The organism is Croceicoccus sp. BE223, from assembly GCF_031457155.1.
Lineage (GTDB): Bacteria > Pseudomonadota > Alphaproteobacteria > Sphingomonadales > Sphingomonadaceae > Croceicoccus.
Map to the genome: position 1 here is coordinate 155,283 of NZ_JAVDWB010000007.1, position 11,984 is coordinate 167,266.

The following is an 11,984-nucleotide window of genomic DNA, read 5'->3' on the forward strand; positions in this document are numbered from 1 at the left end:
CTCCCTTGCACGCTTTGAGGAAGGCTAGGTCGACCACGACCGGCGAACCAATCCCTGAAACGAACGATTGAAGGGATATTGGCCGCAATGCACCTCGCGGTAGCTCCTAGTTTAGGCTGGAAACGTTACAGGATTTCTACGAGCCGTCTGGGGTAACTGGTTCGAAAGGCTTATAAAAATTCGCCCTGCCGCAATCGAACCGTTGGCTGGCAATATGACGGCGAATATTCCCGTATGTCCGACCGAAATTAGCATTGCTGCAAAAACCTGTTGTGGAGGTAGACTTCGTCCAGCTGGCTTAAATTGAACCTTTGTCGCTCGCCAAGTTTTAGGAGCCTTTCCACTTAACCGCCGCAAATTCACTCGACGAATAGTTCGGCAAAGGCACTGCCGTGATTTAAGACGTCTGCATGCAAAAGTCGTTGCCGCGCGTGATCAAAGATAGAACCGGCCGCCACGGCGCGCCGGGTATCGGGGAACGGCGCGATTCGCGGCAGACGCGGGCCACCATCCTCAAAATTGCCGAGAGGCTCTTTGCCGAAGCGGGTATCGATCGCGTTTCATTGCGCCGCATCGCGGTGGAGGCCGGCCAGGCGAACAGCTCCGCCGTCCAGTATCACTTTGCCGACAAGGATGGCCTTGTCTGCGGCATCATCCGGAAGCGCGCGCTGGAATTCGAGCAGGAGCGCGCAAGGGCGATGTCCGCACTGATGGCAAGCGGCGGCGAGCCCGACGCACGCCGGTTGCACGACATCTGCCTACGCCCGCTCTCGCGCAAGGGCGATGCCGGCGTCTTCGCCTATGCCTCGCTGCTGCACCAGATCATGGCCGCCGATCGCTACGACAAGTATCACCCGCTCGTCGTCGAAGTCGCGCCCATCACGATGTACATCGCCGGATTGCTGCAGGAAGCGGTCGGCATGCCCGCCGCGATCTTCCGCTATCGCATGCAGCAATCCACGCTCTGCTATCTCAATGCGCTGATGTCTCCCCCCGTCGGGAGCTTCGGCGACGGGTCCCCCTATCCGGACTGGGAAACGAAGGTCGATGTCGCCTTGCTCGCCGCACACGCGGTGCTGCTCTCATCACCGGACGCAAGTGCCAGCGCCCGGGTAACGACGACCGGGGTGCTGTCCAGCCCGGTCGATTTCAAAATGCCAACGACGAGGATGACCGATGCTTAAACGAACCCTGCTCGCCGGGTGCGCCAGCCTGCTGATTGCACAGACCGCCGTGGCGCAGACACCCGATCGCACGATTTTGCCCATCCGCGCCGGTGATTATAAGGGGACCATCGCGGAGCGTGTGGAGAATTCGGTTCCCGACGAACCGTTCCGGGTCACCGCTCCCGCAGGGGCACCCAATGTGATTGTGGTCATGACCGATGACGTCGGCTTTGCCACCGCCAGCGCCTTTGGCGGCCCGGTCGCCACGCCGGTGCTGGATCGGCTGGCCAAAGACGGCGTCCGCTACAACCGCTTCCACACGACAGGCATCTGCTCGCCCTCGCGCGCGGCGCTGCTGACCGGGCGCAATCACCATGCGACCGGCAACGGCTACCTCTCGGACCTCGTCACCGGCTTTCCCGGCTATCGCGGGGAAATTTCGAACGACACCGCGACCATGGCGCGCGTCCTGTCGATGAACGGCTTTTCCACCGCCATGTTCGGGAAGCACCATAATACGCTGAAGGAAGACGCGACGGCCGCTGGACCGTTCGACCATTGGCCCACGGGCCTCGGCTTCCAGTATTTCTACGGCTGGGTCGGCGGCGACACCGACCAGTATACCCCGACGCTGTACCGCGGCACCGATCAGCTCGAGATGACCGCAGGGGACACCGATCCCACCGACAAGCGCCTGGCCGACGATGCGATCCGCTGGATCCACAATCAGAAGGCCGCAGCCGCCGACAAGCCGTTCTTCATGTATTATGCGCCCGGCACGCTGCATGCGCCGCACCAGGCGCCGCGCGCATGGATCGATCGCTACAAGGGCCAGTTCAACCAGGGCTGGGACAAGATGCGCGAGGAAACCCTGCGCCGCCAGCTGGCCCAGGGCGTTGTCCCCAAAGGTACCAAGCTGACACCCCGCCCGGCGGAAATTCCGGCCTGGGATTCGCTGGACCCGAGGCAAAAGGAATATGCCTCGCGCATGATGGAAGTGGCGGCGGGCGCGCTGGCCTACCAGGACGCGCAGTTCGGCCGGATCATCGACGAACTCGATCGCATGGGCCAGCTCGACAACACTCTGATCATCTTCGTCGAAGGCGATAATGGAGCGAGCGGCGAAGGCGGGCCCGAGGGCACGCTCAGCGAGATCGGCTCGCTGGCCAACAGGATCGAGGAAGGGGCCGAGTGGCTGCACAGCCAGATCCCCGAAATGGGCGGCCCCAAGACCTACGAGAACTATCCGGTCGGCTGGGCCTGGGCAATGGTCACGCCGCTGCGCTGGGTCAAACAGAATGCTTCGTATCTTGGCGGCGTGCGCAACGGCATGGTCATGTCATGGCGCGGGCGCGAAGCGAACGAGGGTTCGATCTGCAATCGCTTCGGCCACCTCGTCGATATCGCACCGACTGTCTATGAAGCCGTCGGCATTCCTGCCCCCACCCAGGTGAACGGGTTCGATCAGAAGCCGATCAACGGGCAGAGCCTGCTCAGCACGCTCAAGACCTGCAACGGCAATGCCCCGCGAACCCAGTATTTCGAGATGGGCGGAAAGCTGGGCATTTACCAAGACGGCTGGTTCGCCAATCGCGACGACGGCCGCGTTCCCTGGGCCGACGTTCCGCCCGAAGGCTACGAAGGCAAGTGGGAACTCTACAATCTCGACAAGGACTTCGGGCAGGCAACCAATCTTGCCGAAAAATATCCCGCAAAGCTTGAGGAGCTGAAGGCGACCTTCCACCGCGAGGCGCTGGCCAACAACGTCTACCCCCTCGACAGCCGCTTCAGCGGTGCGCGCAGGCCTTGGTCCAAGCGCGGCTCGATGAAAAGCCAGCGCTACGATTTCTGGGCCGCCGATACCTATATCGCTTACAACGGGTCGCCCAACTATGCGGGTCGCAGCTTTACGGTGGATGCCGATGTCGTGCTGGACTCCGGCCAGACTTCGGGCGTGATCGTGGCCGATGGCAGCCACTTCGCGGGCTGGAGCTTCCTGATGGACGATGGCGTGCCGACCGTCGTGCACGCATTCTCGACCAAACCTTCCGACATCACCCGCATCGCTGCAACCCAGGCCGTTCCCGCGGGCAAGGCGAAGATCGTCTTCGGCTTCAAGTCAGACGGAGGCGTCCGATCGGGCGGCACGGTCACGATCACCGCCAACGGCAAGGTCATCGGCAGCGGGCGGATCGACAAGACCATCGTTCGCACGGCCGGTCTTGGCGAGAATTTCGACGTCGGCCGCGATACCGGCGTGCCGGTCACTGACTACGACAGCTTCCAGGGCCGCTTCACCGGCAAGATCGATCATGTCGCGCTGACCATCGACTAGCCCCCGGCCCTTGCGGCAATCGAGAGCCCCGGATCGCCTGCGCGGTCCGTGGCTTTTTCGTCGCGGCGGGTAAGGTCGGCTCCGGCGACCATGCCCTCATCTTGCCCGCGTTCCGGCCCCGATGCATCGACCGGGCCGGCCCATCACGGAACAAACTTGTTGGCTTAGGCGGTCCGAGCCCGCTCGAGCTATAAGGCAGCGCGCCATCGCAGCCGAGCTGCCCGCGCAACATGTCGCGCGTGTAGAATTGCGCGATCAGCTGGGATCGTGCCTCGGTCGACGCCGGGGTTCGAACTGCGGCCGAATTGAATGCCGAAGGCTATTCTGGTCAGATCTCCGCGCGCGACACGACTGATGAACGCATGAAGCGCGATCGAGCCGTCACTTGCGAATCTTCTGCAATCCCGTTGCTTCAGGTTCCGTGCGCCGGGGCCTCCACAAGCCGCCTTTCCCGACTGGCGAAGGCATCCAAGGTGAAGATGAGTAGCGCACTGGCCACCAGCAGCACGGTCGATGCGATCAGGGCCATCTGGTAGTCGCCGCGAAGGTCGTAGAGAAACGCGAGCAGCATCGGTCCCAGGCCGCTGGCAAGTCGGTTGGCCGCGAACGTCCATGCGTAAAGGCTGGCGAAATGCGCCATGCCGAAAGCGCGTGCGCTGAGGAAGGCGGTAATCGGGATTTCACCGCCCACGGCAGTGCCGGCGATGAAGGCGACGAGGTAGGCCTCGCCCGTGCCGATGGCATCGCCCGAAAAGAACAGCAGCAACGCCGCCACCGCGCCCAGCAGGCGCGTGACGCCGACGACGACAGGCGGATAAAAACGGTCCATCAGCCATCCCACGATGAACTTGCCGATGAACGCGCCCACGCCCAGCAGGCCCATCGCCGAGGCCGCCTCGATCGTTGTCATTCCGCGAGAAGTGAGCATGGGTATCAGATTGACGGCGATGCCGTTGACGATGAGGCAGCCCAGCACGAGGCCAATCTGCATTTGCCAGAACAGGGGCGAGCGAAGGGCGCGCTGAGGAGTCATGCCAGAGAGCTCTGCAGGCTTGCCGTCCGCTCCGGACTGTTCGGTCATGGCAAGCGGCACGGCCTTGTGCCGGATCAGCACTAAGCAGATCGGCACGAAAACGATGAAGCAGGCGATGCCCATGATCGCATGAGCGCTGCGCCAGCCGAAATTCTCGACTAGCCACGCAGCGGTGGGAGGTGTGGCCGCACCAGCGATGCTTGCGCCCGCGATGGTCAGGCCTAACGCCAATCCGCGGTCCTTTACGAAGCCGCGGGATACCGCGGTCGTCCAAGGCTGTCCGCCGCCTAACGTGATGGCCAGCGACATGACGAACCAAATCGCGAGGTACATCCACACATCGCTGGTTACCAAGGCGACCGCCGCAAAGACCAGCGGCGTGATCAACATGCCGATGAAGCCCAGCATGCGGGCGCCATAACGATCGATCGCCCTCCCAAGCGGCGGCGAGAAGAACGCCGCCACGATCATCGTCATCGCGGCCGCCGAGGTGATTGCGGTACGGCTCCACCCGAAATCGCGTTCCAGCGGTTCGATGAAGACACCGATGGATGCCGGCGGCACGGTCGTCACGAACATGCCAACGGCGCCTGCGGCGACCAGCCGCCAATTGAGGCGCCATTCGCCAGGATGGGTTGCGTGCAAGTCGCTATTCCTTGTCAGCAAGGGGCAAGCTGGCACCCATCGGGCCGCCGATATCGTCGAGTCCGACGACCCGTACCCCGAAGAGCGTCATCGCGCCTGACCCGCGTCGGGATCGAGGACGGCGATGCAATCCGAGCCGAGTGAGCCAAGCCAGAGCCTGCCATCTACCATGATCGCCGAGGTCGTGTCGCCGAATGCATTTCCCTCGCCCCGCCACTGTCGGATGGAGGTGAATTCGTGCGGGTCGATCCCCGCCGCCGCCCAAGGGGTGGAGCAATAAGCGGGCTGCGCCTTCCTCGAACTACATGAGAAGAGGCGTGCCACAGTTGTTTCCTGCCCCGCTGCCAGAAGCGTCCCGTCAGGCGCCCAACGCAGGTTATCTACCAAAAAGGTCAGCGCGATCGGGGCGGCAGTCTCGTTTCCCGCGCGGTCGAAGCGGCGAACGCTACGCTCGCCCCAGGCGGCGACGTACACCACCTTGCCGTCGGCGCTGACCGCCACGCCATTGGGCCCCGATATCCGCGGCAGAGGCAGCTTCGCAATGCCCTTCGCCGCGTGCCATTCGTAAACCGCGCCCGCGGGCCTGGCCGCATCTAGGGCTGACATGCGCCGCGGCCAGTCCGCAGGACCTTCGTCGTAGAGGCTGGTGAAAAGCAACCCTCCGTCCGGAAGCGCGGCGACGGAATTAGCCTCCAGCCCCTCGGGCATGGGGACACACCCCGCCCAGTGCAGACTGGGTACGGCGCCGTTCGCGTCGATATCGAACAACTCGATCGACTCGCGCCCGCCATGGGCGACCAGGTAGAGCCGATGCAAACCGCCTACGCCGGGGGCGATGTCGATCCCGTGGGCGATCAGCCGGGCCGGATTCGGCGCGGCGCATCCTGCCACGCCGGTGGTCTCATTGGCGTTCGAGGCGAAGTCACCCCTCCCCTGTGCCCACGTCAGCGGTTCGACCTCCCTAGTGCGCGTATTCACAAGGAACAGGCCGCCCGCCGTGCCGTCCCGGGGCATGCTGGTGGCGATAACCCATCGGGTGCCAGGAACTTGCACGAGGTCTTCGGGGATCGGGATCCCACAGATCTTTTCGATGCCAGTCTCAGATGCCGCGCACGGAGCCGCGGCAATGGGCTGCATTGCCGCGGCGGCTAGTGCGAAGGCAAAAGACAACATGCGACCTCTCCGACATGGCCCGTATCCTGCGCTAGATTGACGCACCGGGTTCTTGCACGAGAGGGCACTATCCTGTTTGCACGCGCATCAGGCCATGCTGTATTGGTTTGGTTTCAGGTTGGATGATCCTCGCCAACCGGCGGAACGAGAGCCCCGTGCTAGATCGTGATCGCCTTGTGCTCGACGTAGGCGTCGAGGCCCGCGCTGCCGAATTCGCGGCCGATCCCGCTATGCCCGAAGCCGCCAAACGGTGCCGAGAAATCGGGATGGGCGCCATTGATCGAGATCGTGCCGGTGCGGATCCGCCTCGCAAAGCCCAGCGCGCGCTCGGGCTCGGCCGACCATACCGCGCCGCCAAGCCCGTAAGGTGTGTCGTTCGCGATCCGGGCGGCGTCGTCCTCGCTGTCGTATGGGATAACGCAAAGGACAGGACCGAAAATTTCTTCCTGGGCAATGGACATGGCATTGTCGACGTCGTGGAAGATGGTGGGCCGCACAAAGGCGCCGTGCTCGATGCCCGCAGGCATGCCCGATCCGCCCAGGGCGACTTTCGCCCCCTCGGCGATGCCCTTCTCGATATGGCGGGCAACACGCTCACGTTGGCGTTCGGCCACCAGGGGGCCGAAGAACGCGCTGTCGTGGCGCGGATCGCCGATTGTCGCCGACCCGATGTCGGCGACAAGCGCCTCGACAAGCTCTGCCTGACGCCCGCGCGGCACCAGCACGCGGGTCTGCGCGACGCAGGACTGCCCGGTGTTTATCATCGCCGAATAGCGAATCGATTTGGCAACGGCGGGCAAGTCCGCATCCGGCAGGAGCACGGTCGCCGACTTGCCGCCGAGTTCGAGCCCGACCCGCTTCAGCTGCTTACCAGCCAGTTCAGCGATACGCTGCCCCGCGCCGGTCGAGCCGGTGAACGCTATCTTGTCGACCCCGGGATGGACAGCAAGATATTCGCTGACCTCTCGGTCGGCGACGAGGATGCTCAGCACGTCTTCGGGAAGGCCCGCCTCCATCATCATCTCGCCAAGGTCCTGCGCGTCGAGCGCGGTTTCCGGGGCAAGTTTGAGGATGACCGGACAGCCTGCCAGGAGCGCAGGGAACAGCTTCGTCAGCGCGGACTGGTGCGGTGCATTCCACGGGATAATGGCCGCGACCACGCCGACCGGTTCGCGCCGCCAGACGGTTTCGCCATGCCCGCCAAAGGAAGGACGGCGGAGTTCCCAAGGGTATTCCCGCGCCGCCGCAAGATAGGCCGCGTTCTGCACCGCGACCCCCTGCTGCACGGCGCGCGTGAACCATAGGGGCGAGGCGTTCTCGCCCGAAATGAAGCGAGCGAACTCGTCACAACGTTCCGCGTGCAGTTCGGCGAAGCGCGACAGGACCGCGATCCGATCCTCGGGCGTCATTCGCGGCCACGGCCCGCTGTCGAAAGCGCGACGCGCGGCTTCGACCGCCCGATCAATGTCGCCAAAGGAGGCGAATGGAACCGATCCGACGCGCGAGTTATCGAACGAAAAAAAGACGTCGCAGCGCTGGTCGGTACTGGGCCGGCACCACCTGCCGCCAATAAAAATATCGTCCCGATCCATGAATCACTCCTTAAACTAACTGGTTGGTTTCTTTTTGACGCGACAAATCCGACGTGTCAAGGTGGCGTAGCAGTTCCAGACTGATATGAGCCGGGCGCATGGGAAAACGTGAAGCAACCACTGAACGGATCTTGGCGGCCGCACGCAGCGAGTTCGCCGAGCATGGTTTTGCAGGAGCGCGCGTCGATCGCATCGCCGCGGCGGCGAATTGCAACAAGCAGGCGATCTATGCCTATCTCGGCGACAAGGAAGCGCTCTGGAACTCGGTCTATTCCCGGATGATCAGCGACACGGTAGAAGCTGTGCCCATCGATGCCGACGACATGCCCGGATATGCAGGCCAGCTCTACGATTACTTTGCCAACGATCAGAGCGTCCTGCGGCTGCACTTCTGGTATTCCCTCGAAAGGCCCAAGGATAACCGAGAGATCGACAATGCCGTGCGCCTTGCGACTGAGGCGAAGTTGAGCGCGATCGCGAGCGCGCAGGCGCGGGGCAAGATAAGGCCGGGGATCGCGCCGGACCTGGTGCTGTTGCTGGTCCTGCGGCTTTCCGTGGCAAGCACCGATCCACCCGAAGGCAACCTCTCCAACGCCAAGCACGACGCCGTCCGCGCCGCCATCGTCGATGCGGTGCGCCGGATCACCATGCCGGATTGAGCGGATCAGTCCTCGAACAATTCGACGATGGCGCGCCGGTCAAGCTTCATCGCGGCATTGCGCGGCAGTGCCGCAACGGTGCGGACCTTGGCGGGCACGAAATAGGCCGGAAGGCGGCTGCGCACATAATCCCGGACTTCCTCCTGCGAGAGGGCGGCACTCTCATGCAGTTCCAGCGCGGCCACCGGCACCTCGCCCAGGCGGCTGTCGGGCAGGCCGACCACCGCGACATCGCGCACGAGCGGATGGCTGCGGATCATGTCGGCGATGATCCCGGGCGACAACTTGAAGCCGCCGCGAAGGATCGCATCGTCCTTGCGGCCATGCAGCGTGAGAAAATCATCGCGGTCGATACTGCCGATATCGCTGGTCCTGATCCACTGGTTGCCGATCCTCGCGAGGCGGAATTCCAGAACGCCCGCGTGGTCAAAACCGGTACAGGGCGTTCCGTCCGCGCCGATCACCCGCACCTCGGTATTGCGCCGGTCGATCCGGCCCACGGCCATGGAGCGGGTCCGGCCGAATTCGCGATAGTCGTCCAGCGACCATGCCGCGATGGCCCCGCAAAATTCGGTCGCTCCGTAATTGCCGAGTACCGGCAGGCCGTAGCGCGCAGTAAACCCCTCGCGGTCCTCAGCCCGCACCGGGGCGCTGCCCGACCAGACGCTGACGAGTGAGGACAGCCGTTCGGACGCGATGTCGGCCTCCAGGACCATGCGCATCATGCTGGGCGGAAGGCCCGTGGTGTAAGGTTGCCATTCCTCGACGATGGAGGCCCAGACCTCCGCATCGAACTTGCGCATGACGATAGTCTGGCGCCCCTGCGCCGCACCGCGCAGCAAGGTCAGGGCGCCGGCAATGTGCGACAGCGACGAATACTGGATCAGCGAAGGCCATTGCCCATCACCCTTGCGGCGATCGCCGAACCCCGCGTTGAACGCCTCGATCTCGACTAAGGCGCGCGAGAGGGTCGTCAGCGGTATGTGATGGGACTTGGGCACGCCCGTAGTGCCACTGGTCGAAATCATGATCCCGTCGTGCGGTCCGCGAAGAAGCGTGCCCCTGCCAGCGATGCGCGCATCGCCCCTGAAGGAACCGTCGTCCGAAAGGACCAGTATAGTGTCGGATCCTTCGGCGCATCGGAGAGTAGGCTCGTCCTCGGCAAGGATCATTGCGGCAGCCGACGTGCGGCGGGCGGAATCCAGCACCGCCTCGCCCGAACGGAAGGGATTGACGATTGCCGCGCAGCGACCCGTCGCTACCAGTGTCAGGATGGCCACCGCGCTCGGCAGGTCGTTGCGACCCAGCACCGCGACCGTCGCCCCCTGGCCGATGCCGGATGCGTGCAGCGCATCGTCGATCAGCGCAATGCGCGCCGAGAGGCCGGGCCAGTCGATGCATTGCGCGCCCAATCGCAAGGCAGGGCCATTTCCAGTGGTCAGAGCGTGATGAATGCGTTCTGCCAGACACCCCGGCGCGGTCATCGGCAGCCCCTTGTCGATCGGGTCAGGATCCGCAGCAGGAAGTGCAAATCCGGACGCGCGGCCGGATCCGCGCAGGCCTTTTGCATGACCAGGACCCCAAGATCCAGACAGCCGTCCCGCCGGTGCCACATTTCCGCAACCTCATTGCCAAACGCCTCCCGGAACGAGACGCAACTGCCCCGGTCCCGCTCGTTGCAGTTCAATTTATCGTCAGCCAGTCCGCATCAAAGCCATTCGATTGCGCCGATTGCGGGGCAAGCAGCCTCAATGGCTCACGCAGATCCGCCGCGCCGATCAGCAACGCCCATGGCCTGCGGATGCGCTACCGTCGTGCGATTATGGAATATTCGCGTCCGTTCTGGCCAATTCGTCTTATTCGATCCCTCCGCCCGGCCCTAGCTTTCAGCCGACACCGGCATGGACCAGCAGGCGTCTTGCGGTCGACATGGGAAATGGCAATGACAAAACAAACCGATCCGGTCCGGCCGCCCCTCTGGCTGCTTTTCACGGCTCTGGTCATCGCCGAACTGGTTTGTTCGCTGGAATCCGGCATGATCTACGTCGCGATTTCCGGGCTGTACGAGGAGTATGGCGATCCGGTCGCGGTGGGATGGCTGCTGACCGCCTTTACCCTGACGGCCGCGGCCAGTGCGGCGCTTTCGGGGCGCCTCGGCGACCTGTACGGCAGGCGACGTGTCATGGTCTGGATGCTGGTCATCGCGTTTTCCGGCTCGATGCTGAGCGCACTGCATTCCGATCTTGACTGGATCATTGCCGGGCGTGCGATCCAAGGTGTCTCGATGGCGATCCTGCCGCTCGGCTTCGGTATTTTGCGCGAGACGGTGGAAGAACGACATCTCGGCCTTGGGATCAGCATCATCGGCGCGACGTACACGGTGGGAGCCGGGATCGGCGTCATCGTCGGCGGCCTTGTGGTGGACAACTGGCACTGGCAGGGCCTATTTGTCATCAGTGCGGGAATGGCAGCCTTGGCCATCGTCCTCGTCCTCGCCATCATCCCTCGCTCCCGGCCTGCGACGGATCGTACTAGTCTAGACATCATCGGCGGGATACTTTTCGCACCCGCCATTGCGGCGACGCTTTATGGCCTGACCGAAGGAGCGGGTAACGGCTGGACACCGTTCATCCTATCGCTGATCGCTGCGGGGATAGGGTTGATGGCGGTTTGGGCTTGGTACGAACTACGCCATCCCAATCCCCTCATCGACATCCGGCTGTTGGGCCGGCGTCAGGTGCGGCTCGCCAATCTCAACATTCTTGCCATCTCGCTGGGGCCGCTGCTTGGCCCTGCCATCTTCCTTCCTTTCCTGCAGCAACCGATTTGGACCGGGATCGGTTTTGGCATCAGCGCGACTTTTGCCGCGGTCATCAAGATTCCAGCTAATGTCCTGGCCAGCGTCGCCGCCTTGGGCAGCGGCGCGCTGAGCAAGCAGATACCGGTGCGCACACTGATGATCGCGAGTTCGGCGGCCAGCGTCTCGGGATGGGCAGGTCTTGCGCTTGTCTCCGATCATTTCTGGCCCAGCGTCGTAATGATCGTGGTGCTGATCGTTCCTAGCGGATCGGTTTTGCTGGTGCTCACCCCGCAACTTGTCATCGGTGCCGTCCCCGAAGACAGGACGAGCGAGGCAACGGGCCTGACGCAGGTAGTGCGTGCGTTCGGCAAGGCGGTGGGCTTACAGGTGATCGCGCTGGGCATGGCCAGTTCGCAGGTGATAGGAAGCGAAGGGACTACGTTCCCTGGGCCGTCGGCCTATATCGCGGTTTTCTGCGCTTGCGCGCTGTTCAGCGTCTGGAGCCTCGTGCTGATGCTGCGCCTGCCGCGCACGTTGTCAGAAAACAACGTCTCAACCCTTGACGCATGACACAGGCATCG

General features: G+C 63.5%; 8 protein-coding genes. 4 read left to right on the plus strand and 4 right to left on the minus strand.

What is annotated here, in order from left to right; genetic code table 11:
• The first annotated feature begins 431 nt into the window (after window positions 1–431).
• Both J2X37_RS14430 and J2X37_RS14435 read left to right on the plus strand, forming a co-directional pair.
• Window positions 432–1,184 carry a helix-turn-helix domain-containing protein gene (locus J2X37_RS14430; RefSeq protein ID WP_310022583.1) on the plus strand — a complete coding sequence of 251 codons (753 nt, stop codon included), beginning with the start codon at window positions 432–434 and terminating at the stop codon, window positions 1,182–1,184.
• Complete coding sequence (locus J2X37_RS14435; RefSeq protein ID WP_310022585.1) at window positions 1,177–3,501, plus strand: arylsulfatase; 2,325 nt, start codon at window positions 1,177–1,179, stop codon at window positions 3,499–3,501. The genes J2X37_RS14430 and J2X37_RS14435 overlap by 8 nt, the downstream gene beginning before the upstream one ends.
• A 412-nt stretch (window positions 3,502–3,913) precedes the next feature.
• On the opposite strand, the gene J2X37_RS14440 is transcribed toward J2X37_RS14435, so the two are convergent.
• The 3 genes from J2X37_RS14440 to J2X37_RS14450 all read right to left on the minus strand — a co-directional run bounded on the left by J2X37_RS14440 (window position 3,914) and on the right by J2X37_RS14450 (window position 7,944).
• The gene (locus tag J2X37_RS14440) at window positions 3,914–5,179 is read right to left on the minus strand and encodes an MFS transporter (protein ID WP_310022587.1); all 1,266 of its coding nucleotides are present in this window, start codon (window positions 5,177–5,179) and stop codon (window positions 3,914–3,916) included.
• 87 nt (window positions 5,180–5,266) lie between these two features.
• Window positions 5,267–6,316 (minus strand): SMP-30/gluconolactonase/LRE family protein, encoded by a 1,050-nt coding sequence (locus J2X37_RS14445; protein WP_310022589.1) that lies wholly within the window; start codon window positions 6,314–6,316, stop codon window positions 5,267–5,269.
• Window positions 6,317–6,510: 194 nt separating this feature from the next.
• Window positions 6,511–7,944, minus strand: a complete 1,434-nt coding sequence (locus tag J2X37_RS14450) for an aldehyde dehydrogenase (protein ID WP_310022591.1) — start codon at window positions 7,942–7,944, stop codon at window positions 6,511–6,513.
• A gap of 131 nt (window positions 7,945–8,075) precedes the next feature.
• On the opposite strand from J2X37_RS14450, the gene J2X37_RS14455 reads away from it, so the two are divergent.
• On the plus strand, window positions 8,076–8,603 hold the full coding sequence (locus J2X37_RS14455) for a TetR family transcriptional regulator (protein ID WP_310022593.1): 528 nt from the start codon (window positions 8,076–8,078) through the stop codon (window positions 8,601–8,603).
• 5 nt (window positions 8,604–8,608) lie between these two features.
• On the opposite strand, the gene J2X37_RS14460 is transcribed toward J2X37_RS14455, so the two are convergent.
• Window positions 8,609–10,015, minus strand: coding sequence for a fatty acid--CoA ligase family protein (locus J2X37_RS14460; protein ID WP_310022596.1), 1,407 nt, complete (start codon window positions 10,013–10,015; stop codon window positions 8,609–8,611).
• A gap of 530 nt (window positions 10,016–10,545) precedes the next feature.
• Here J2X37_RS14460 and J2X37_RS14465 point away from each other — a divergent pair.
• On the plus strand, window positions 10,546–11,973 hold the full coding sequence (locus tag J2X37_RS14465; protein WP_310022598.1) for an MFS transporter: 1,428 nt from the start codon (window positions 10,546–10,548) through the stop codon (window positions 11,971–11,973).
• Window positions 11,974–11,984: the final 11 nt, after the last annotated feature.

Excerpts from the sequence above, each read along its gene's own strand:
- J2X37_RS14435 (WP_310022585.1), top strand. The coding sequence starts at position 1,177 with ATGCTTAAACGAACCCTGCTCGCCGGGTGCGCCAGCCTGCTGATTGCA.
- J2X37_RS14445 (WP_310022589.1), bottom strand. The coding sequence starts at position 6,316 with ATGCAGCCCATTGCCGCGGCTCCGTGCGCGGCATCTGAGACTGGCATC.
- J2X37_RS14450 (WP_310022591.1), bottom strand. The coding sequence starts at position 7,944 with ATGGATCGGGACGATATTTTTATTGGCGGCAGGTGGTGCCGGCCCAGT.
- J2X37_RS14465 (WP_310022598.1), top strand. The coding sequence starts at position 10,546 with ATGACAAAACAAACCGATCCGGTCCGGCCGCCCCTCTGGCTGCTTTTC.